We start from the raw sequence: 23,000 nt of genomic DNA, 5'->3' as shown, positions 1-23,000 counted from the left end.
GCACGGGCGGCGTGGACGTCGCCGAGCAGCAGGGCCGCCGCCGCGGCGCGCAGGAGCTGCTCGGGTGGTCCGCCTTCGGTGCGCGCGTGCTCCAGCACGCGCCGCAACGGCCCGGTGGCGCGGTCCGGTTGCCGGGCCAGCATGGCCCGCATGCCGGCACGGTAGTCCCGCAGGAACGCGTCGTGGGCCCGGCTCCGGCGACGCTCGGGCCCATCGGCGGACACCCCCGAGGGGCCGCTCGCCTCATGCCCTCCCCCGCCGGTGCCGTCGAGCGTGCTCAGGCAGGCCGTGACGTCCCCCGCGGCCCAGGCGGCGTCCACCGCCAGGAGCCGGGCGGCATCGGCCCGGTCCGGGGCGTCGGCGGCGAGGAGAGAGGCGGCCAGCAACAGGGAGGCGCGGGCATCACCGACCGGCCCGTCCCCCAACTGCCTCCGGCCACGGTCGAGTTCCGCATCGCCGCGGTGGACGGCGACCGATCCGGCGTTGTCCGGTCCACTCCGGCTCCGAGCGCGGGGAGCCGTCGGCACATCGCTCCAGTCTCCGGTCATTCACAGGACGTTACTTGTGCGTAATGCGGAGTGGAAGGCTGACGTCCGGCCTGCCGGTGCCCCAGACCTACGGTGTCACCTGCGCGTCGGCAGCGCGCGGCCGGACCCCCGCACTGTGCCGGTGCCCAGCCTCCCGTCGCCGCGACCGGGCACCGGCACAGTCCCGGCGGCGGACGCCAGGCGCACGTCCGCGGCCGGGGTGCCGGATGGCGTCAGGAGGTGTGCGGGCAGTTGCCCCGGTACTCCTCGATGGTCAGGCTCGGCCTTGGCAGCGGGCACAGGAACTGCTCGTAGCGGGTGTCGTTGTCGATGAACCGCTTGAGCCAGGAAATGCTGTACTTCGCGATCGTCGTGTTCGACGAGTTGGGCGTGAAGTGGGTCGCGGAGTTCAGCTCCAGGTAGGCCCGGTCCAGCGAGGAGGACAGGCCAGCGTAGAACGGTTCGGCGTGCGAGGCGACCGGGGCGATGGTGTCGCCGTCGGCTCCGAGGATCAGGGTCGGTGTGGTGACCTCGGGCCAGGTCTTGTCGAGGTTCCACGGGGTCAGCGGGATCGCCGCCTGGAGGGCCGGACGCGACTTCGCGGCCTCCAGGCTGCCGCCGCCGCCCATCGAGTGGCCCATGACACCGAGGCGACCTGCGTCGACGCGGCTGCGGACCGGGCTGCGCCGGGTGAGGTGATCCAGGGCGGCCAGCAGCTGACGGCCACGGGAGTCGGGCTGGTCGAGCGTGGTGAGCGTGTCGATGGTGAACACCACGAAGCCCTGCGAGGCGAGGCGCGGTCCCAGCCAGGCGATGGAGGACTCGTAGGCGGTGTATCCGGGTGAGATGGCCACCGCGCCGAAGGTGCCGTCGCTGGTGGACGTCGGGTAGTGGATGGTGCCGCCGCCGAATCCGGTGACCGACAGCGACGAGACCGTTGTCTGCGACACGGCGTACGGGCCGCGCGGCGCCTCGATACTGGAGGTGGTGGGGGCGGGGCCGCGCTCGTAGGGGTTGTCCGCCGCATGCGCGCCCGGACCGGTCAGGGTGGCGAGACCGAGGACCGCGGCGACTGCCGCTGCGGCGCCGGCCAGTCGCCCGGACCGGCGCTGCCGGGTGCCGGAGGCGTGCTTGCCTGAAGTGCTGTGGGGGTGGAACTGCACGACGAGTCGTCCTCTCTGTCGTGGCGGTCGGCCCGTGCCGGGGACACACGGGACATGGGGCGTCGGCCGCATGTCCGCGGCGGGGCACCGCCGTTGGGCTGGCGGTGCCACTGTCGGGGACCGGCCCCCGGGCGCGGACCGGCAATGTCACCGGTCTTGTCGGCAAAGCCCTCAGGCCCTTGCCGCCCTCCGGCTCCAGCTCCGGCTCCGGCTCCGGCTCCGGCTGCTCACGAGGACGCTTCCGCGGGGGTGACGGTCTCCACCGGGACGTCGAGAACGCGCAGGGCGGCGAGTTCGTCGGGGGCGGTGAGCGTGTCGGTGATGACCGACTGATAGGCGGCGACGGTGCCGTACGCGTGGGTGGCGGTCTTGCCGAACTTCGAGTGGTCCACGAGGAGCAGCGCCGCATCGGCGGCGGCCAGCATGGCCTCCTTGACCTCGACGTACTCCCGGAGCGGGTGGAAGACCCGGCCGTCGAGGACGGCTGTGGCGGACATCAGGGCGAGGTCGGCGTGGATCCTGGACAGGGCCCGGGTGACCTCCGGGCCGGTGCAGGAGTTGAAGTCGCTCCGGTAACGGCCGCCGAGCAGGGTCACCTCCACGCCGGGTACCGCGCCCAGGCGCTGCGCCAGGCCGATCGAGTTGGTGACCACGGTGAGCTGGTCGATCGCGGCCAGGATGCCGGCCAGCGGATACAGGGTGGTGGAATCGTCCAGGAGCACCGTGGAGCCCGGCCGGATCCGGCGGGCCGCCACGGCGCACATCGCGGTCTTCGCGGCCAGGCAGACGCCCTCACGGAAGCGGGTGGCGGTCTCCATGGTCAGGGCGGGGAAGGCCACGGCCCGGCCGCGTTCCTTGCGCAGCAGCCGACGTCCGGCGAGGTCGTCGAGGTCCCGGTGCATGGTCATGAGGCTGACGTCGAACCGGGTGGCGAGTTCGTCGATACGGGTCTCACCGTGGTCGACGACATACTTCAGGATCTCCTGCCGGCGCTGCTCGACGGCGGCCTGGGACAGTCGTGTTCGGGCCGGCACGTGGGTCTCCTTCCCTCTGCTTCCCTGACGGCGGTCAGCTCGGACGCGGACACACCAGGGGTTTGACGGTCGTGTCGTCACGGGCCGACGCGGTGAGTGCCAGCTCCGCCTCCTCCAGGCCGAAGCGGTGGGTGACGAGCCGGTCCAGTCGTACGTCACCTGAGGCGGCCAGCGCGATGGCGGTCGGCCAGGTACCCGCGTAGCGGAAGGTGCCCGTGACCTCGATCTCGAAGTTCTGCACATGGGCGAGCGGCAAGGGCACGCGGTCGCCGCCCATGCCGACCAGCACCGCCCGGCCGGCCCGCCCGACGGTGCGGATCGCCTCGTCGACGACGGCCGGTACACCCGAGCACTCCAGGAGCACGTCGGGTTCGTACCCGGTGTCGGCCAGTGGTGTCTCGCGTACGTCGACCGTGGCGGTGGCCCCCAGCCGGATTGCCAGGTCGAGCCGGTGGGGTGCGATGTCGGTGACGACGACCTCGGTGGCGCCGAAGGCCCGGGCCGTCTGCACGGCCACCAGACCGATGGGGCCGGCGCCGGTGACCAGGACTCTGCTGCCGGGCGTGATACGGCCCTTGCGGCTGGCCCACACCCCGACGGACAGCGGTTCGAGCAGGGCTGCCGTCTCGGCGGTCAGCGGCTCGGGGACCGGGTGGGCGAAGTCCTCGTCGACGGCGACGTACTCGCACAGGGCGCCGTCGACCGGCGGGGTGGCGTAGAAGGAGACATCGGGGCAGAGGTTGTAGCGGCCCTGCCGGCACTGGGCGCACCGGCCGCACGGCACACCCGGTTCGACGGAGATCAGCTGCCCTTCCTTCAGGCGCCGGACTCCCGTACCGAGCGCGACGACGGTTCCGCCGGGCTCATGGCCGAGGACCATCGGGGCGCGCACCACGAAGTCGCCGATCCTGCCGTGCTCGTAGTAGTGGACGTCGGAGCCACAGATGCCGACCGCCTCGACGCGCACCAGGACCTGGCCGGGGCCCGGCCGGGGCACCGGCCGCTCCTCGATCCGCAGCTCCTTCGGGGCTTTGAGCACCGCGGCACGCATGGTGGACGGAATGTGTGCGGGTCCGGAAGGAGCCGGGGGGCCGGCGGGGGCAGGGTGCATGGCGGGCCATCCCTTGGGTTTCGTCGAGCGAACGGGGACGGACAGCATTGTTAGCAGAACATCGAGCCATTGTTAACACATTTTGCGTGAACTACTCCTCAGTCTGGACCCCGCACCTCACCAGAGGCGATCGTGAGCGCCATGAACGATCACCGCATGGCGCCCGGCGACCCCACCGAGCCCGCTTGTGAGGAGGCCGGTGAGGTACGGCGCTTCTGGGGGCGACTGGGCCTTCCCGGGCTGGTCGACGTCCACACGCACTTCATGCCCGAGCGCGTGCTGCGCAAGGTCTGGGGCTACTTCGACGCGCTCGGGCCGCTGACCGGAGGGCTCGAATGGCCGATCACCTACCGCAAAGAGGAGGAGGAACGCACCGCGCTGCTCAGGGAGTTCGGCGTGCGGGCCTTCACCTCGTTGCTCTACCCGCACAAGCCCGGCATGGCCCGCTGGCTGAACGGCTGGGCGGCCGATTTCGCCCGCCGCACCCCGGACTGCCTCCACACCGCCACGCTCTATCCCGAGCCGGGCGCCGAAGCGTATGTGGAGGAGGCCGTGGCGGCGGGGGCGCGCGTCTTCAAGGCGCATGTCCAGGTGGGGGCGTACGACCCGGCCGATGAGTTCCTCGACCGGGCGTGGGGGCTGCTGGCCGAGGCCGGGATCCCCGTGGTGATCCACTGCGGCTCCGGCCCCGCGCCCGGCAGCCACACCGGCCCGGATCCGATCGCGCGCGTGCTGTCCCGGCACCCCCGGCTGCGGCTGATCGTGGCGCATCTCGGAATGCCCGAGTACGAGGAGTTCCTCGGTCTGGCCGAGCGGTACACGCAGGTGCGGCTGGACACGACGATGGCGTTCACGGATTTCTCCGAGGAGCTCATGCCGTTCCCCCGCCGGGCCCTGCCGCGCTTGGCCGACCTCGGCGACCGCGTCCTGCTCGGCTCCGACTTCCCCAACATCCCCTATCCGTATGTGCATCAGCTCCACGCCTTGGAGCGGCTGGGCCTCGGGGAGGAGTGGCTGAGGGCGGTGTGCCACGACAACGCCGTAGGACTGTTCGGGCTGTGACATCCGACTCGGCCGGCGCTGCTCGTGTGTCGGACGGTTGAAGCTCTCTGACAGGTCGTGAGAAAGGCAATCCCCGTACGGTGCAGGGGGTTTCGGGCTGGGTATCAGCATCGGATCCGGGAGTGCCGGGTCGGGTGGACGCGACGGGGGCGGGGCGAGTGGCCAAAGAGGCGTGGAGCGGCAGCGCGGGGATCGAAGCGGCCGACGCAGTGTTCGAGTTGATGAGACGGCTCATCGACAACTTCCGCGACAATCCGCCGGTGACACCGCTGGTGGTTCTTCAGGCGGGCGAGGAGGACGACACCGGCACCCTGGACCGGCGGGTCGCGCAGGTCGTGGAGTTCGTCCGGCTTGGCCATCAGCCGCGGGGGCTGATGGCCAAGCGGCTGGACGGCGGAGGCGGAGCGGACGCGTACTCCTCGGCGATCGACATGGTGCGCCAGCTGTGCGAGCACCCCTGGGACAACGAGAGCCATTCGCAGTACAAGCCGTTCGGCTTTCCGCGCTCGCGGCTGCTGCGCGCCATTGAACAGGCCGCGCCGGAGGTCGGCGGGGACGTGAGCACGGTGTGGTCCGCCGCACAGCAGCGCGAACGGCTGATGCGGCGGCTGGCCGAGCTGCGCTGGCGGCCGGGCCGTGACCCGGAGGAAGCCGACGACGACAGCCGGGTCTCGGCGCTGGCGGACACCGTCGGCGCTGTGGTGAACCCTTCCGGTTTCGCGGGCGCGATGTTCATCGCCTGCCTGAGCGTGCTGCTGGGCGAGGGCGGCTGGCAGACGGCCGTGTGGGGCGGGGCCCTGGCGCTGGCGGCGTTCGGCGTGGTGCACCTGCTGGCGCGCAGCGCGCCGCCGCTGCTGTGGCTGCGCCGGGCCAGCCGCTGGTTCGCGACCACCACCTTCCTGGCGCCGTCGAGCGACCGGCCGGAGGCCGCCGAATGGTCCCGGTGGCGGCCCACGAAGTCCTGGGAGACGATCCGCGGGCGGGCGTTCGCCGTCGCCCAGCAGGTGGTAGCCGCCCAGGCAGGGGATATGACGGCTCGTCAGTTCCATTTGGAGCTGCGGGTGCTGGCGTTGCTGGAGGATCTCCGCGACAACTTCCGGCCCCGGGCCCTGGACCTGCGCCGCCGCAAGCGCACGGTTCCGCCCGTGGTGTATCTGCCGTGTGCCACCGAGGACGACGGTGGTCTGCTGTTGCTGCGGGCGATCAGCAATGTGCGCACCCGCCGCAGCGAGGTGGACCCGCTGCTGGTGCTGGCCGCGCTCCCGGCGGCGGAGCGGCTGCGGCCACAGGGATCGCAGGATGCGGGCCGGCTCGCCCTGCCGGTGCCCGACGGGTCCGCGCAGGGCGACCCGGAGCGCGCCTTCGCGGCGGACGCCAGATACCAGGAGTGGGTGACCGGCCTCAACATCGGCCAGTCCCCCGGGCGGTCGGCCGCGCTGCCGTGGATCCTGTGGATACCGCTGCCCGCCGACGGGTTGCGCCGCCTGCACTCCGCGCAGCACTCCACCACCCGGATCCGCCGTACGGCCGCCTGGCTGCTGTGGTCGAGGCCTTGTCTGGCGGTGGTGCTGGCCATCGCGCTCGCCCTCGGCTTTCTGGGCAACCGGTGGATGGCCGAGCGCTACTGCCAGGGCCGGCTGATCGGCTCCAACACGGACTCCGTCCTGGTCGGCGGCGAGTGCGTGGGGGTCGCGACCGGGGACGTACGGCTCGCCGCGGGCAACGAGCTGGAACTGTACGGCGGCGGCAAGGGCATCACCTTCGACGCCGTCGAGCAGGCGATCAGAGCGGAGAACGCGAAGATCGGCCCCGAGGACGCGTACGTGACGATCGTCTACGCCGGTCCGATCACCGCGGCGGACGAGTCCGGCACCCGCAAGGGGCTCGAGGAGATCACGGGCGTCTACCTCTACCAGCACTACGCCAACGTCAGCACCCACCAGCCGACGAAGATAAAGGTGTTGCTGGCCAACGCCGGCGAGAACATGCTCCAGGTGATGCCCATGGCCCGGCACATAGCGGAGCTGGCCCGGCGCGACCGCTCGGTCGTCGGAGTCGTCGGCCTGGGACGCGACACGACGGAGAGCGACGACGCCGTGGAAATCCTCAAGGGCGCGGGGCTGCCCGTGGTGAGCACCACCAACTCCGGCAGTCATCTGGCCCGGAAGCTGTCGAACTGGTTCGGGCTGGCCGCCACCGACGAGGAGGAGGCGGACGCGCTGCTCGTCGTCGCCAGGCAGCTCGCCCGGCGCGAGAAGGGTGCCCGGGGCGTCGTACTGGCCCGCAAGGTCGGCAGCGAGAAGGACTTCTACACGACCGAACAGGCCAGGGTGGGCAAGGGGATGCTGGTCCGGGCCGGTTTCACCCCGCAGCCCGCCCGCTCCTACCGGCTGAGCCCCAGCGGAGAACCCGAACTCACCGACCCGGTCGAGGACATCTGCGCGAGCGACCCGGTGCCCAGGGCCCTGTACTTCGCGGGCCGCGTCGAGGACGTACCCAACCTGATGTCCCAGCTGGGCTCCACACCCGGCTGCTCCGGCCGGCACATCACCGTGTTCACCGGCGACGACCTGGCCAAGAGCAACTACGACGAGGGCGAGAGTCTGCGCATCCCGTCGGAGGTCACCCTCTATCACTTCGCGCTGGCACCGATGGACCTCGTCGGCGCCACCGGCTTCTACGCGGACTCCCACCGGGTGCTCGGCGACCTGCTCCCCGCGGGCACCACCGCGCCCGCGCTGGCCGACCCCGCCCGGCCCTGGGAGGACGCGCTGTTCTCCAGCGGCCAGACGGTGCTGTCCTACAGCGCGACCGCGGTGCTGTACCGGGCCTCGAAGAACGGAGACGCCCCGCAGACCGCCCCGGAGACCTGGGCGGACCTGCGCTGGCGTCCCAATCCGAACCTGCCGGTCGGCACGGTCAGTTTCGCCGGCAGTCAGCCCTACGCAGAGCAGCGCGGCCACGCCTACAAGATCGTGCGGGTGACGTACCGAGGTCACAAGGTGCGTTCGGTGACCGTGTGCGGGCGGCCGGCCGGCAGTGATGAGCCCCTCTCGGCACCTCCGGGCCGCAAGGGCGCCGACCCGGACACCGTGTGCCGAGAGGAGTGAGCCGACGGCTCAGTGGCCCGGGGCCCCGAACTCCTTGCGGGTGTCCACCGGGTCGCCGAACAGCTGCCAGCGTTCGCCCTTGAACCGCATCAGCTGCATCGTCTCGATCGGGAAGGCGTCGTCGGGCCCGGTGGACAGGGTGACACCGGGCAGCAGCATGCCCACCTCGACGTCCTTCAGGTTCCGCACCGCGTCCCGCAGCCCTTCTCTGGTCGGGCACTCCATGGCGTCCAGGGCCTTGTGCAGACTGGAGGCGGCGGCCCAGCCGTAGGCGTTGAACTGGTTGGTCGGGTCGGAGTCGGGCGCGTACTTGTCGAGGGCTTCGTTGTACGTCTTCATCTCCCGGTCGTCGGCCCACTGCGGGTCGGCCGGGTCCTTGAAGTAGGTCGCGGACACCACGCCCTGCACGTTCTTGAAACCGACGGGCTCGAGCACGGAGGCGGACGAGGAGACGTTGTTGACGATGTGCAGCGGGTTCCACTTGGTGTTCTTGGCGTCGGCGGCGAGGGCCTGGCTGCCGAACTTCGGTGTGGTGACGTTGAGCAGGGCATCCGCCCCGGACCGGGCGAGGCTCGTCATCTGTGCCGACACGGACGGGTCGGTGACCTCGTAGCTCTCCTCGGCGACGACCTCGATGCCGCTGCCGGCGACGGCCTTCTTGAATCCGCCGAGCAGGTCCTTGCCGAAGTCGTCGTTCTGGAAGAGCACGGCGACCTTGGCCTTGGGCTTCTCTTCCTTGAGGTACTTGGCGTACACCCGCGCCTCGGACACGTAGTCGGGCTGCCAGCCGATGGTCCAGGGGTGCTTGTCGTCCGTGCCCCAGGCGGAGGCGCCCGTGGCGACGAACGGCTGCGGGACCTTCCGCTCGTTGAGGTAGTCCCACACGGCCGCGGTGGAGGGGGTGCCCAGGCTCTGGAACAGGGCGAACACCTTCTCCCGTTCGACCAGTCTGCGGGCCTCCTCGACCGCCTTGGGCGGCTGGTAGCCGTCGTCGCGGACGACGAACTCCACCTTGCGGCCGTCTATGCCGCCCTTGTCGTTGACGTGCTTGAAGTAGGTGCTGACGCCGTTGCTGATCGTGCCGTACGCGGAGGCGGGTCCGGACAGCGGGTAGATGCCGCCCAGCTTGATGGTCGTGTCGGTGATGCCGGTGGTCTGCTCCCCCTTGCACGCGCCGTCGGCGGCGGTGCCTTGCGCGTCGTCACCGCGCCGGCTGTCGCAGGCGGTGGCGAGGAGCAGAGCGGTGGACGCGGCTGCGGCCACCCGCAGGGCTGTCGTCTTGCGCATGTGACTCATTCCTTTTCCGTGCGGGGCGGTGCGCCCACGGGTTCGGCATCGGCAGGTGGGGGATCCGCGGAAGTGGGGGGCGCGGAGGATTCGGACGGGGTCGTCGCGTCGGGCGCGGGCTCGGCCTCGGTGTTCCGGTCTGCGGCGGTCGCGGTGCGGGCCGGTCGGCGGGCGACGACGCCCCGGACCCGGCCCACCAGTCCGGCCAGGCCCGTCGGGGCCACGAACATCGCCACGATGATCAGCAGGCCGAACACCACCCCGGGCGCCGCGTCGCTGATGTCCTGGGCGACGCTCGGGACGTACATCACGAACGCCGCCCCGAGCAACGGCCCGTACAGGGAGGCGAGTCCGCCGACCACCAGTCCGGCCAGCAGCGTGATGGACAGCACGAAGCTGAAGGAGTCGGGCGAGACATAGCCGATCACCCAGGTGTACACACACCCGGAGACCCCGGCGAACATGGCGCTCCACGCGAAGGCGAGGGTCTTGTGCAGGGACAGCCGTACGCCCATGACCTCCGCGGCGCTCTCGTTGTCCCGTACCGCGAGCAGTGCCCTGCCGACCCGGGAGCGCAGCAGGTTGCGGGCGAGCAGCAGGGCGAGGGCGGTGATGGTGAGCACGACGAGGTACAGCCACTGGTCCTCGGCGAGGCCGCTCCACGCGGGCGGCTGGAGCTTGTCCACGGTCAGGCCCATGGAGCCGCCCGTCACCGCCTCGAGCCGCTTCAGCAGCGGCGGCAGGAACACCGCGAACGAGAGGGTGACCAGGGCCAGATACAGCCCGCGCAGCCGCAGCGCGGGCACCCCGAAGCCGAGGCCGAGCAGGAAGCATCCGACGGCGGCGACCGGCAGCGTGGCCAGATGGCCGGTGTCGTACCGGTCGAGCATGACCGCCGCCGTGTACGCCCCGGCCGCGAAGAACGCGCCGTGGCCGAGGGAGATCTGCCCGCCGAATCCGACCAGCAGGTTCAGTCCCGCCAGCGCCACGGCGTACAGCAGCACCATGGTCAGCTGGAAGACCTGGAACGGGGCGAAGTAGAAGGGCGCGCCGATCGCGACGGCGGCCGTGAGCAGTGCGGTCAGTGCAACGTGCAGACGTCGGACGCGGTCGGTTCCGAGGGCGGTGAGTGTGGTCATGCGCGCTCCACCGCCGCCCGTCCGAACAGGCCCTGGGGCCGCACCAGCAGCACCGCCAGGATGATCACCAGGGGGACGCCCACCTTGAGGTCGGCGCCGATGACGTCCACATAGGCGCCGGCCAGTGTTTCGGCGACGCCCACGAGCAGACCGCCGACGACCGCGCCGACGGGGCTGTCGAAGCCGCCGAGGGTGGCCGCGGCGAACGCGTAGATCAGTACTCCGCCCATCATGTTGGGCTCCAGGAACAGCAGCGGGGCGACGAGCACGCCCGACAGCGCGCCGACCGTCGCGGCCAGTCCCCAGCCGAGCATCAGGACCCGGCCGACGCGGATGCCGGAGAGCCTGGCGGAGGCGGGGTTGCAGGCGACGGCCCGCATCACCAGGCCGACGGAGGTGTGCTGGAACAGCAGATACAGCAGGCCCATCACGCAGGCCACCACCGCGATGATCCCGAGGGTCGACCAGTCCACGCGGACACCGGCGAGGTCGATCGCCCCGTCGGGGAAGGGCTGCGGGAAGTCCTTCACGGTGAACGACCAGATGAGGCCGGCCATGGCGTTGACGAAGATGAACAGGCCGACCGTGACGATGACCACGGTCAGTTCGGGCGCGCCCTGCACAGGACGGATGACGATCCGCTCGATCAGCATGCCGCCGGCGAACGACACCGCCAGGGTGACCGGCAGGGCCAGCCAGAACGGCATTCCGGAGGCGACGAGTTGCCACGCCACATAGGTGGAGATCATGGCGAGCTCGCCCTGTGCGAAGTTGACGATGCCGGTGAACCGGTGGATCAGGACCAGGGCCAGCGCCAGGCTGGCGTACACGGCGCCGGACCCGATCCCTTCGACCGTTTGCTGAAGCAGTTCGGTCACGCTGCTCACCCGTCCTTTCCGGTACGGACGGAGACACCGAGGTACACCTCGGCGACCTGCCCGTCCTCGCGGATCCGGTCGGCAGGACCGGACAGCACCAGCCGGCCGGCCTCCAGGACATGGGCCCGGTGCGCGATGTCCAGGGCGAGCTGGGCGTTCTGCTCGACGACGACCACAGTGGTGCGTTCCTCCTCGTTCACGGCACGGACGATCTCGAACAACTCACGGGTGACCAGCGGCGCGAGGCCCAGCGACGGCTCGTCCAGGAGCAGCAGCGAGGGCCGCAGCATCAGGGCCCGGCCGAGGGCGAGCATCTGCTGCTCTCCGCCGCTGAGGCTGCCCGCGGCCTGCCGGGACCGCTCGCGCAGCTTGGGGAAGTAGCCGTAGATCCGGTCCAGGTCGGCTGCCACGGCAGCCCGCTCGGCGCGGCCCCGTCCGCGGTGACCGGTGCGCAGGTGGGCGCCGACGCGCAGGTTCTCCTCGACGGTGAGTTCGTTGAAGGTGCCCCGGCCCTCGGGCACATGGGCCACACCGAGGCGGGCGGCCTGCTCGGGCGAGCGGCCCAGCAGCTGCGTACCGTCCAGGGTCACCGAACCACGGCCGCGCAGCATGCCGCACAGGGCTCGCAGGGTGGTGGTCTTGCCGGCGCCGTTGGGTCCGAGGATCGCGCACACCTCGCCGCGTGCCACCGTGAAGTCGAGCCCTTGCAGGACCCGGGCCTGCCCGTACCCGGCGTGCAGGCCGGACACCTCCAGGAAGCCGGGCTTCTCGTCCGCCCGGGTGGGGGCGCTCGCGGGGGTGGGCCCGGTCATGCGGCCACCCCCAGGTATGCCTCGATGACGGCCGGGTGGCGCTGGATCTCCTGCGGCGGGCCTTCGGCGATCTTGCGCCCGAAGTCGAGGCACACCACCTTGTCGCACAGGCCCATGACGAACCCCATGTGGTGTTCGACCACGACCAGCGTCAGGTCGTGGTCCTGGCACACCGCCCGGACCAGATCCGCGAATTCGCCCACCTCGCCGTGGCTGAGGCCGTTGACGGGTTCGTCGAGCAGCAGCAGCCGGGGCCGTACCGCGAGCGCCCGGGCGAGTTCGACGCGTTTGAGGGTTCCGAACGGCAGCCCGGAGGCGGGGTGGTCGGCGACGTCCGCCAGGTCGAGCCGCCGCAGCAGGTCGTCGGCCTGGTCACGCAGTCGAGCCTCCTCGCGCCGGACGCGGGGCAGCCGGAGCGCCGCGGCGAGGTGTCCGGCACGCCCCCGGCTGTGGGCTCCGACCATGACGTTGTCCCGGACCGTCAGCCGCGGGAACAGGCCCAGGTTCTGGAAGGTGCGGGCGATGCCGCGTCCGGCCACCGCGTGCGGCGCCATGGCGAGCAGATCCTCGCCCTCGAACCGCACCGTCCCCGCGTCCGGAGTGCAGCGCCTGGTCAGGCAGTTGAACAAGGTGGTCTTACCGGCTCCGTTCGGTCCGATGAGCCCCACGGCGGTGCCCGGCTCAACGGTGAAAGCGACACCGTCCAGTGCCGTGATCCCGCCGAAGCGCACGGTGATACCGTCGACCGCGAGCATGAGTGACGCCCTTTCCGAAGTCCTGGGGGGTGGGCGAGCGTCACAGTAGGTCGGGGCCTTCACCACGCACATTGGGTACGAGCACCCAACTTCGCGGTCGTCGACTTGTGCGCCGCGCCCAAGGCCCCCGAGAAGTCCGCCTCCGGGCCTGTTGACGGGACACGAGGACGAGGGCGACGATCGGCGCCATGCCACGCGGGCCCGCCCAGGGCACTCCCACACTCTCCGAACCGCTCCGCAGGGAGCGGCGGCGGATCCTGCGCGCCGTCCAGGAACGCATCGAGGAGGTGGCGGAGACGGCCATCGCCGTGATGCGCACGGAGATCCCGTCCTACGCGCTGCAGAACGAGCAGTTCTTCGACGACGTACGCGACCAGGTGCTCACCCACTACCGGATGCAGCTGGGCGCGCTGGCCGGCGAGCGTGACTTCGCCCCGGAGGACCTGGTCTTCAGCCGCGCGGCGGCCATGCGCAGAGCGCGGGCCGGTTTCGGTCTGGAGGACTGGATCAGTGCGTTCCGGGTCGGCCGGCAGGTGCTGTGGGACGCGCTGCTGGACTGCGCCGGCACCTCCACAGCGGCACAGCAGGCGGCGCTGTCCCTGGTCACCCCGCTGATGCGGTACGTCGACTACGCGAGCACCCATGCCGCGCAGGCGTATGTCGAGTACCAGCAGCATGTGGTGGCGGACGCGGACCGGGAGCGGCGGGACCTGCTGGACCAGCTGCTGGCGGGCGCCGCCCCGGCGCGCGGTCCGCTGCTCGCCGCGGCGCAGGCGTACGGCATCGGTCCGCGCTCGGCGATGATGGCGGTCGTGGCGGTGTGCGTCGGCGACACCCGCACCGGCGATCTGACCCTGGCGGAGCACGGGTACGCGACGAGCGCGTCCATCGGCGTCGCCGGGCCCTGGGCCGGCCGAACCCTGGTGGTCGTGCGGCACGGCGAGGTGGTGGCCGTGCCCGTGGTGCGCGTCGGGATGGACGCGGAGGACATCTGCGCCCACTTCGAGGCGGTGCAGCGGCGTCTCGCGCGGGACGGCACCATCCTCTCCATGGGCATCAGCACCGTCGCCCTAGGCGCGGGGGAACTGCCCCGCGCCTACCAGGAGGCGCGGGCCGCCCTCGATCTGGTGCCGCACGGGGGTGGGGTGGCGGCGCTGCCGCGGCTGTCGCCGTTCGACTATCTGGCGCTGCGCGCCGACGACCTCGCCCGTCAGCTGGTCGATCCCCGCGTGCGTGCGCTGCTGGAGGAGGACCGCAGACGCGGCGACACCCTGGTGGCGACCATCCGGGCCTTCGCGGAGGCCGATCTCAATCTCCGGCTGGCCGCCGACCGGCTGCGGATACATCACAACACGGCGCAGTACCGCTTGCGCCGGATCGAGGAACGCACCGGACACAATCCGCGCAAGATCGCCGACCTCGTGGAACTACTGGTCGCCCTCGCCATCCGCGACGGGGCCGCGGAAGGTGGGGAACGCCGGTGAGCGGGATCATGGAACCTGCCGAGACGGGGACGGCACTGCGGTCGCCGGAGCGGCACGGTCGGACGGGGCTGCCACAGGAGCAGGCCGGGCGGGACGGTTCCGTCCGTCACATCCTGCTGGACGCGGCGCTGGAGGTGTTCACCGAGCGCGGTTACACCGACGCCGTTCTCACCGAGATCGCGGCCCGCTGCGGCCTCCCGATGGGCAGCCTCTTCCAGCACTACGGCGGGAAGCAGGGCCTGTACCTCGCCCTGTGGGAGGAGTTCCGGGAGGAGCAGGAGCGCAGGACCGCGGCCACCCTGGCCGCCGCGCGCGGCTCCGGCACGGACGACCCCGTCGACCTGTTCGTCGCGGGCGCCAGGGCGTACCTGGAGGGTGCCTGGGCCAACCGGCGGCTCGGCAGGCTGTTCGCCGAGGACGACGGTCCGGCCGGCTTCGACGTCCTGCGCCGCCAGTGGGACCGGGTGTGGGTGCGGCGCAACGCCCGGCTCCTCGAAGTCGACGAGAAGCGCCGCGCCGGCCGGGTCCGGGTACGGGTGCTGACCACCGTCATCGGAGGGGCGGCGCGCGAGCTGTGCGACTGCGCGGACGAGGGTGAGGCCCGGGAGATCGTGGACGAGGTGTGCGGCATCCTCACCCACCTGTCGACGGCGCCCGGCTGAGCCCCCGGCACCGGCACGGCGCCTGTGTATCCTCGATCCTGTTCGTGCCGAGGCAAGGCTGTGGGAAAACAGGGAGGTGAGGTCGATGACCGCGCTCGGGGCCACCCTGTGCCGCGTCCGGGTCTCCCTCACGTTCCGGGCCGTGGCCTGATCTCGTCCTCGTCCTCGTCCCACCCGCCCGGCTGGGGAGCGTGAGCTCGCCGGGCGTCCACACGAACACCTTCTGGAACGGATCCTCATCCATCATGCGCAACTGGATCACGCGCGCTGAGACCAGCGCCGACGTCCCCGCCGTCCGTGACATCGTCCTGGCCGCGTTCGAGACCTCGGCGGAGGCCGACCTGGTCGACGCCCTGCGGGCCGACTCCTCCTGGATCGAGGGCCTGTCCCTCGTCGCCACGGACGACGAGGGCCGCCCCGTCGGCCACGCGCTGCTGACGCGCTGCCACATCGGCGACACCCCGGCCCTGTGCCTGGCCCCGTGTGCCGTCCGGCCCGAGCAGCAGAACAGCGGAGCCGGTTCCGCGGCCGTCCGTGCCGCCCTGGCCGCCGCCAAGGACAGGGGCGAGCGCTACGTGATCGTGCTGGGGCACCCCGGCTACTACCCCCGGTTCGGCTTCACCCGCGCATCGGCCCACGGCATCGGCCTGACCATCGACGTACCGGACGAGGCCCTCATGGCCCTGGCTCTGGACGCCGAACACCCGCTGCCCGGCGGAACCGTGCGCTACGCCGCGCCGTTCGGTATCTGACCCACCCTGGCGCGGGGCGCGGCACAGCGCCCCGCGCCTGCCGTCCGACGGTGGCGGAAGACCGGTTCGAGTACCTCGAATGCTTTCGGCCATGCCTCCCCGGCGGCATTTCCCCGCGCAAGCGGAACCTCCACCCCGGGCTTTTGTTGTCGCCCGGCAACTGAGTTAATCTTCACGGGATTTTCTCAACCGGCCGAGCCGTGTGAACAGCGCAAACACGGGCGGCCAGAGGGCCTCCAGGGGCCCGGCGCGGTTCCGAGCCCTCGGCGTGGGGGCTCTTGGGGAGCGGAACGAGGGTGCGCATGAGCAGCAAGACGATCGAGGCCGTCGAGGGGCCCCCGGGCGAGCAGGAGCTACGGCAGCTGCTGGCCGGCCTGACCGCCGTACGGGACGGCGACTTCGGCACCCGCTTGCCCGCCGACGGCGAGGGCCTGCTCGGCGACATCGCCACGGTCTTCAACGGCATGGTGGACCAGCTGTCGGTGTTCACCTCGGAGGTGACGCGAGTCGCGCGCGAGGTGGGCACCGAGGGCACCCTGGGCGGTCAGGCCGAGGTGCCGGGCGTCTCGGGCACCTGGGCCGACCTGACCGACTCCGTCAACGCGATGGCGGGCAATCTGACCACGCAGGTGCGCGACATCGCGCAGGTGGCGACCGCGGTCGCCAAGGGTGACCTGTCGCAGAAGGTCGACGTCCCCGCGCGCGGCGAGATCCTGGAGCTGAAGGAGACCGTCAACACGATGGTCGACCAGCTCTCCGCCTTCGCCGACGAGGTCACCCGGGTCGCCCGTGAGGTCGGCAGCGAGGGGCGCCTCGGCGGCCAGGCTCAGGTCCCCGGTGTGGGCGGTGTGTGGCGTGACCTCACCGATTCGGTCAACTTCATGGCGGGAAACCTCACTTCCCAGGTCCGCAACATCGCCCAGGTGACGACGGCCGTCGCACAGGGCGATCTCTCGCAGAAGATCACCGTGGACGCCCGCGGCGAGATCCTTCAGCTGAAGAACACCATCAACACGATGGTCGACCAGCTGTCCGCGTTCGGCGACGAGGTCACCCGCGTCGCCCGTGAGGTCGGCACCGAGGGGCGCCTCGGCGGCCAGGCGGACGTCAAGGGTGTGAAGGGCACTTGGCGTGACCTGACGGACTCCGTGAACTTCATGGCGGGCAACCTCACCGCTCAGGTCCGCAATGTCGCACAAGTGGCCACCGCCGTCGCGCAGGGCGATCTGTCGCAGAAGATCACCGTGGACGCCCGCGGCGAGATCCTGGAGCTGAAGACCACCATCAACACGATGGTCGACCAGCTCTCCGCGTTCGCCGACGAAGTCACCCGCGTCGCCCGTGAAGTCGGCACCGAGGGCAATCTGGGCGGTCAGGCGATCGTCCGGGGGGTGTCGGGCACCTGGAAGGACCTGACGGACAACGTCAACGTGATGGCGTCGAACCTGACCGGCCAGGTCCGTTCGATCGCCAAGGTGGCGACGGCCGTCGCGCGCGGTGACCTGTCGCAGAAGATCACGGTCGAGGCCAAGGGCGAGGTCGCGGCCCTGGCGGACGTCATCAACACGATGGTGGACACGCTGTCCGCCTTCGCCGACGAGGTGACGCGGGTCGCCCGTGAGGTGGGCACCGAGGGCCGCCTCGGGGGTCAGGCGCATGTGCCGAACGTGGCGGGCACCTGGAAGGACCTCACCGACAACGTCAACTCCATGGCCAACAACCTGACGGGGCAGGTCCGCAACATCGCCCTGGTGACGACGGCGGTGGCCAACGGAGACCTGTCGAAGAAGATCGACGTCGACGCCCGCGGCGAGATCCTGGAGCTCAAGACCACCATCAACACGATGGTCGACCAACTGTCCTCGTTCGCCGCCGAGGTCACCCGTGTCGCCCGTGAGGTCGGCAGCGAGGGCCGCCTCGGCGGGCAGGCGGAGGTCGAAGGGGTCGAGGGCACCTGGAAGCGGCTGACGGAGAACGTCAACGAACTGGCCGGGAACCTCACCCGTCAGGTCCGTGCCATCGCCGAGGTCGCCAGCGCCGTCGCCGAGGGCGACCTGACCCGCTCCATCACGGTGGAGGCGTCGGGCGAGGTCGCCGAGCTGAAGGACAACATCAACTCCATGGTGGGGTCCCTGCGGGAGACCACGCGGGCCAACCAGGAGCAGGACTGGCTCAAGACCAACCTCGCCCGGATCTCCGGCCTGATGCAGGGCCACCGGGATCTGCCCGTCGTCGCCGAGCTGGTCATGGACGAGCTGGCGCCCCTGGTCACCGCGCAGTACGGCGCCTTCTACCTCGCCGAGGACGGCGAGGGCGGACCCGAGCTGCGGCTGGTGGGCTCGTACGGCTATCCGGACGGCATCGACCGGCCCGAGCGCATCCCGGTCGGGCGTTCACTGGTCGGGCAGGCGGCACGCAATCGGCGCCCCATCAGCGTGGAGGAGCTGCCGCCCGGTTATGTGACGATCTCCTCCGGGCTCGGGCAGATCGTGCCCAGCGCTCTGGTGGTGCTGCCCATCGTGGTCGAGGACCAGGTGCTCGGTGTGATCGAGCTCGGGTCCGTCACCCCGTTCACCCAGATCCACCAGGACTTCCTCGCCCAGCTGATGCCGGCCATCGGCGTCAATCTCAACACCATCGTCGCCAACGCCCGCACGGACGAGCTGCTGGGTGAGTCCCAGCGGCTGACGGCCGAGCTCCAGGCACGGTCCGAGGAGTTGCAGGTCCAGCAGGACGAACTCCAGCGCTCCAACGCCGAACTGGAGGAGAAGGCCTCCCTGCTGGCCTCGCAGAACCGCGACATCGAGGCCAAGAACCTCCAGATCGAGCAGGCCCGGCAGGAACTGGAGACCCGCGCGCAGGAGCTGGCGCTGGCGTCGAAGTACAAGTCGGAGTTCCTGGCGAACATGAGCCATGAGCTGCGTACCCCGCTCAACAGCCTGTTGATCCTCGCCCAGTTGTTGGCGCAGAACCCCTCACGCAACCTCACCCCGAAGCAGGTCGAGTACGCGGGGATCATCCACTCGGCGGGCTCGGACCTGCTCCAGCTGATCAACGACATCCTCGACCTCTCCAAGGTCGAGGCCGGCAAGATGGATGTCGCTCCCGAGCGCATCCCGCTGCGTAAGCTGCTGGAGTACGTCGAGGCGACGTTCCGGCCGATGACGACGCAGAAGAGTCTGGACTTCACGGTGGCGACCGCGCCGGGCACCCCGGCCGATCTGCTCACGGACGGCTCCCGGCTGCGTCAGATCCTGCGCAATCTGCTGTCGAACGCGGTGAAGTTCACCGAGCAGGGCGGCGTCGAGCTGCGGATCGAACCTGCCGCGGACCGGGAGGTTCCGGTGGGCGTCCTGCGCGGCGGCCCCGTCGTGGCCTTCCGGGTGAAGGACACCGGCATCGGCATCCCCCAGCAGCAGCTGGAGACGATCTTCGGGGCGTTCCAGCAGGCGGACGGCACGACCAGCCGCAAGTACGGCGGCACCGGCCTGGGTCTGTCGATCACCCGGGAGATCGCCCATCTGCTCGGCGGCGCCGTGACCGTCGACAGCACGCCCGGGCAGGGCAGCACCTTCACCCTCTACCTTCCGGTTTCCCGCGCCGACTTCGAGGAGCTGCTCGAGGGTGGCGGAGTGCAGACGGAGCAACCGCAGGACGGCCCCGCCGAGCTGCTGCCGGCCTCCGCGTCGGAGACGGCTTCTCACAGAACCGGGGAGCAGCGCAGGCGCCGGCTGCTCGTCGTGGAGGGCCGCCCCCGCGGGCTGCTCACGCTGGTCGCCGAGCGAGCGGTCGCGGACATCGCCACCGACTCGCACGACCCGCTCGGGGCGATCGACGTCATCACGGCGGTCGGGGCACAGGAAGCGGCGAGCACCCTGGCGGCCGATCCCTGCCACTGCGTCGTTCTGGAGTTCGACATGCCGGACGGCGAGGGCGCGCGTCTGCTCCAGGCGATGGAGGGCGACTCGGCACTGGCCAGCGTCCCCGTGCTCGTGCACACCGGTCATCATGTGGACCAGGCGCAGGAGCAGTTGCTGCGCTCCCGGGCGGCCGGCCGTCCGCTGGACTTCCTCTCCAGCCTGGACGAGCTGCGCGAACGCGTCACCTTGCATCTGTCCGCGGAGGAGCCGGGCGACGTGCTGTCGCTGGTGCGCATCGAGGAACCGCAGCGGTCGATCGCGCAGGTCGTCGACGACGCCTTCCGTGGCCGTACGGTGCTGGTGGTCGACGACGACGCGCGCAACCTCTTCGCACTCAGCGGGGCACTCGAGCTGCACGGCTTCCGCGTGCTGCATGCCGACAACGGCCGCAGGGGCATCGAGACACTGCTCGCTCACGAGGACGTCTCGCTGGTCCTGATGGACGTGATGATGCCGGAGATGGACGGCTACGCCGCCACTGCGGAGATCCGTGCCATGCCCGCCTACGCCGACCTGCCGATCATCGCGGTCACGGCGAAGGCCATGCCCGGTGACCAGGAGAAGAGCCTGGCCTCCGGCGCCAACGACTATGTGACCAAGCCTGTCGACACCAACGACCTGATCAGCCGCGTCCAGCGCTGGCTGACGGTGTGAAGGGCGGCTGCGCCACCGTGCGCGCCGGCCGACCACCTGGCGTTCTTGGACGTCCGAGCCGAGGAACAGGGCAACCGTGAGCGATCCCCAGCAGCCGACCGAGCCGGAGAACCCGGGCGCCGAGCCGGCCGGCGGTGCGTCGGCCGACGACCCGACGACGGGCGTCGAGCTCCTCGCCGCCGCCCGGCCCGCCACCGTGCCGGTCGCCCGTGGTGGCGACGGCCGGTCCGGGTCCGATGAGCAGGACCGGGCCGCGGACGGCCGCTCCTCCCCCGTCGGCAGGCTCGCGGCGACCGTGGAACGGCTGCGCGAGGAGGTGCGGGCGGCACAGGCGGAGGCGGACGGGCGGGCCCTGATCGAGCTGGCCAAGGGCATCCTCGTCGAGCGGCTCGGGTGCGGTCCCGCGCAGGCGGCACGGCAGCTCGCCGCACTGACCGAGCAGGCGGGCATGACACCGCTCGCCTTCGCGGTGGAGGTCATCGACCAGGCCTCGCGCGACCGGCTCTCCGAGGCGACCAGCGCCTTCCTCGCGGCCACGGCGGGCACGGCGGGCACAGGCACGGCGGCCGACGCCGCCGAGTCGGCGGGGGGCGCGTCGGGGAGCACGTCGGAGAGTGCCTCCTGCGCCGTACGGCTGCGGGCCGCCGAGAGCGGTGCCCTTGCCGCCGACGACGCCCAGGCCGTGGCCGACTCCCTGATGGAGCACGCGCTGCGGCCGCTCGGTGCGGAGGCCGTGGCCATCTGGGCGCTGGGCGGTGACGGCTCGCTCACCCTGGCCGGCAGTGCGGGGTTCTCGGCCGCCGAAGCGGGGCGCTGGCGGTACGTACCGCCGGGCGTGGCGACCGTGGCGCGCCGCGGGCTCGGCGAGCGGACGAGCCAGTGGCTCGGCTGTCTGTCGGAGACCGGACTGCCCACCATCGGCCAGCACCACTACCCCGACGGCGGCCGGGTCGCGGTGCCCGCGGGCACCGGCGGCCGGATCCATGGGGTGCTGGAGATCGTCTGGCCCGGCCGGCTGGGCCCGCAGCCCCCGCAGATCGTCCGTCAGGTCGAGGCGCTGGCCGAGCTGTGCGCGCACACGCTGGAGACCTCCGCCCTGTATCGCCCGGACGCGGATGCGCGGCCCGGCGTCCTGCCGGACATCGCCGAGCTGATGGACCTGGCCGACGGTCTGCACGACCCGGCGCTGGTGCTCGTCCCGCATCTGGACGGCGCCGGGGAACTCGTCGACTTCCGGATCCACCACGTCAACGGCCGCTTCCTCGACCCGATGGGCCGGCCGCGCGGCATCGTCAACGGCTCGCTGCTGCTGGAGGCGTATCCGCTGGTCGCCGGTGAGAGCGAGCTGTTCGAGCAGATCGAGCGGGTCTACGCCACCGGCGAGCCGTTCCGCGCCCAGCGCATGCGGCTGACCTCGCTGGTCGACGACGTTCCGCTGGCGGCGGTCGCCGACATCAACATCAGCCGGCACGGCGGCAGCATTCTGCTCATCTGGCGCATAGAGGACGAGGTGGCGCGGCTGGCGAGCCTTCTCCAGCACGCCCAGCGCCTCGGCCGGATCGGCGGCTTCGAGGAGAACCTCCTCACCGGCGAGATCACCTGGAACGTCCAGCTGTACAGCCTCTACGGCAAGCCCGCCGCCGGCGGCCCGATCTCCCTGGAGGACCTGGCCGCGCACGCACACCCCGACGACGCGGTCGCCATCGGCAGGTTTCTGCGCACGCTGCTGCACCATCGCCGCCCCGCGTCCACGGCCTTCCGGCTCCAACGGCCCGACGGGGTGACCCGGCACATCCGGGTGGTGGCCGAGCCGGAGCTCGACTCCGACGGCCGGTTGTTCGTCGTACGGGGCGCCTACCAGGACATCTCCGCCCACCACTGGACGGAGGTCGCGCTCGCCGCGACGCGGGACCAGCTCGCCCACACGGAGCAGCAGGCGTTCGAACGCGCCAGGCTCGCCCTCCAGTTGCAGCACGCCATCATGCCTCCGGCGCAGGCCCCGCTGGTGGCGCCCGGTCTGCGCGTGGCCGTTCGCTACCGGCCCGCGGAGACCCAGCAGCTCGTCGGCGGTGACTGGTACGACGCGGTCGTGCTGCCGTCCCGGCTGGTGCTGTTGTGCGTGGGGGACGTCGCCGGGCACGGCATCGAGGCGGCCACCAGCATGGTCGTGCTGCGCAACGCGCTGCGCGGACTCGCCGTGACGGGCGCCGGGCCGGCCCAGCTGCTGTCCTGGCTCAACATGGTGGCCCACCATCTGACGGGCGCCGTCACCGCCACGGCGGTCTGCGGACTGTACGACCCGGACCGCCGGACCCTGCGGTGGGCCCGGGCCGGCCATCTGCCGCCCGTCCTGGTGCGCGACAGCGAAGCGACGTCGTTGCCCCTGGTCAAGGGCCTGCTGCTCGGTGCGCTGCCCGAGGCGACATACGAGGAACACGAGGTCCAACTCGCCGTCGACGACACCTTGCTGATGTACACGGACGGTCTGATCGAACGCCGTGACCGTTCCATGGAGGAGTCGCTGACCCAGCTGCTGGTGGCTGCCCGTACGGTGCCGCCGACGCTCGAACAGCAGCTGGACCGGCTGCTCACCTACAGCAAGTCCGACACGGACGACGACACCTGCATCGTGGGCGTGCGCGTGGCCTAG

At 71.2% G+C, this 23,000-nt stretch carries 15 protein-coding genes and 1 pseudogene; 7 read left to right on the top strand and 9 right to left on the bottom strand.

Features of this window, described 5'->3' with window-relative positions; genetic code table 11:
• From ACHBTE_RS23115 to ACHBTE_RS23100, 4 genes and pseudogenes are all read right to left on the bottom strand, one after another.
• Nucleotides 1-548 (bottom strand): annotated as a pseudogene (locus ACHBTE_RS23115) (hypothetical protein); the annotation flags it as partial.
• A gap of 212 nt (nt 549-760) precedes the next feature.
• The gene (locus ACHBTE_RS23110; RefSeq protein ID WP_394725932.1) at nt 761-1,690 is read right to left on the bottom strand and encodes an alpha/beta hydrolase; all 930 of its coding nucleotides are present in this window, start codon (nt 1,688-1,690) and stop codon (nt 761-763) included.
• Nucleotides 1,691-1,917: 227 nt separating this feature from the next.
• Nucleotides 1,918-2,724: a DeoR/GlpR family DNA-binding transcription regulator gene (locus ACHBTE_RS23105; RefSeq protein WP_394725931.1), complete on the bottom strand. Its 807-nt coding sequence runs from the start codon at nt 2,722-2,724 to the stop codon at nt 1,918-1,920.
• 34 nt (nt 2,725-2,758) lie between these two features.
• Nucleotides 2,759-3,775, bottom strand: coding sequence for an NAD(P)-dependent alcohol dehydrogenase (locus ACHBTE_RS23100; protein WP_394725930.1), 1,017 nt, complete (start codon nt 3,773-3,775; stop codon nt 2,759-2,761).
• Nucleotides 3,776-3,976: 201 nt separating this feature from the next.
• Between ACHBTE_RS23100 and ACHBTE_RS23095 the strand changes: the two genes are divergently transcribed.
• Both ACHBTE_RS23095 and ACHBTE_RS23090 read left to right on the top strand, forming a co-directional pair.
• Nucleotides 3,977-4,897: an amidohydrolase family protein gene (locus ACHBTE_RS23095; protein WP_394725929.1), complete on the top strand. Its 921-nt coding sequence runs from the start codon at nt 3,977-3,979 to the stop codon at nt 4,895-4,897.
• 158 nt (nt 4,898-5,055) lie between these two features.
• The gene (locus tag ACHBTE_RS23090; protein ID WP_394725938.1) at nt 5,056-8,007 is read left to right on the top strand and encodes a hypothetical protein; all 2,952 of its coding nucleotides are present in this window, start codon (nt 5,056-5,058) and stop codon (nt 8,005-8,007) included.
• Between the two features lie 9 nt (nt 8,008-8,016).
• On the opposite strand, the gene ACHBTE_RS23085 is transcribed toward ACHBTE_RS23090, so the two are convergent.
• Genes ACHBTE_RS23085 through ACHBTE_RS23065 form a run of 5 tightly spaced genes read right to left on the bottom strand, consistent with a single transcriptional unit; the run spans nt 8,017 to nt 12,878 of the window.
• Entirely contained in the window at nt 8,017-9,294 is a 1,278-nt protein-coding gene (locus ACHBTE_RS23085) for an ABC transporter substrate-binding protein (protein ID WP_394725928.1), read from the bottom strand.
• Nucleotides 9,295-9,299: 5 nt separating this feature from the next.
• The gene (locus ACHBTE_RS23080) at nt 9,300-10,433 is read right to left on the bottom strand and encodes a branched-chain amino acid ABC transporter permease (protein ID WP_394725926.1); all 1,134 of its coding nucleotides are present in this window, start codon (nt 10,431-10,433) and stop codon (nt 9,300-9,302) included.
• Nucleotides 10,430-11,311: a branched-chain amino acid ABC transporter permease gene (locus tag ACHBTE_RS23075; protein WP_394725925.1), complete on the bottom strand. Its 882-nt coding sequence runs from the start codon at nt 11,309-11,311 to the stop codon at nt 10,430-10,432. The genes ACHBTE_RS23080 and ACHBTE_RS23075 overlap by 4 nt, the downstream gene beginning before the upstream one ends.
• Nucleotides 11,312-11,316: 5 nt before the next feature.
• Nucleotides 11,317-12,123: an ABC transporter ATP-binding protein gene (locus tag ACHBTE_RS23070; protein ID WP_394725924.1), complete on the bottom strand. Its 807-nt coding sequence runs from the start codon at nt 12,121-12,123 to the stop codon at nt 11,317-11,319.
• Nucleotides 12,120-12,878, bottom strand: coding sequence for an ABC transporter ATP-binding protein (locus tag ACHBTE_RS23065; RefSeq protein WP_394725923.1), 759 nt, complete (start codon nt 12,876-12,878; stop codon nt 12,120-12,122). Before ACHBTE_RS23065 ends, ACHBTE_RS23070 begins: the two co-directional genes overlap by 4 nt.
• A 188-nt stretch (nt 12,879-13,066) precedes the next feature.
• Here ACHBTE_RS23065 and ACHBTE_RS23060 point away from each other — a divergent pair, with 188 nt between their 5' ends.
• From ACHBTE_RS23060 to ACHBTE_RS23040, 5 genes are all read left to right on the top strand, one after another.
• Nucleotides 13,067-14,362 carry a PucR family transcriptional regulator gene (locus ACHBTE_RS23060; RefSeq protein WP_394725922.1) on the top strand — a complete coding sequence of 432 codons (1,296 nt, stop codon included), beginning with the start codon at nt 13,067-13,069 and terminating at the stop codon, nt 14,360-14,362.
• Nucleotides 14,359-15,024, top strand: coding sequence for a TetR/AcrR family transcriptional regulator (locus tag ACHBTE_RS23055; RefSeq protein WP_394725921.1), 666 nt, complete (start codon nt 14,359-14,361; stop codon nt 15,022-15,024). Before ACHBTE_RS23060 ends, ACHBTE_RS23055 begins: the two co-directional genes overlap by 4 nt.
• A 245-nt stretch (nt 15,025-15,269) precedes the next feature.
• Nucleotides 15,270-15,776, top strand: a complete 507-nt coding sequence (locus ACHBTE_RS23050) for a GNAT family N-acetyltransferase (RefSeq protein WP_394725920.1) — start codon at nt 15,270-15,272, stop codon at nt 15,774-15,776.
• 302 nt (nt 15,777-16,078) lie between these two features.
• Nucleotides 16,079-20,350 carry a HAMP domain-containing protein gene (locus tag ACHBTE_RS23045; RefSeq protein ID WP_394725919.1) on the top strand — a complete coding sequence of 1,424 codons (4,272 nt, stop codon included), beginning with the start codon at nt 16,079-16,081 and terminating at the stop codon, nt 20,348-20,350.
• Between the two features lie 76 nt (nt 20,351-20,426).
• The gene (locus ACHBTE_RS23040) at nt 20,427-23,000 is read left to right on the top strand and encodes a PP2C family protein-serine/threonine phosphatase (protein ID WP_394725918.1); all 2,574 of its coding nucleotides are present in this window, start codon (nt 20,427-20,429) and stop codon (nt 22,998-23,000) included.

The sequence above is a fragment of the Streptomyces sp. M41 genome (assembly GCF_043673425.1).
Taxonomy (GTDB): domain Bacteria; phylum Actinomycetota; class Actinomycetes; order Streptomycetales; family Streptomycetaceae; genus Streptomyces.
The sequence above is the reverse complement of the archived record's forward strand: the minus strand, read 5'-3'. Positions and strand labels throughout refer to the sequence as shown.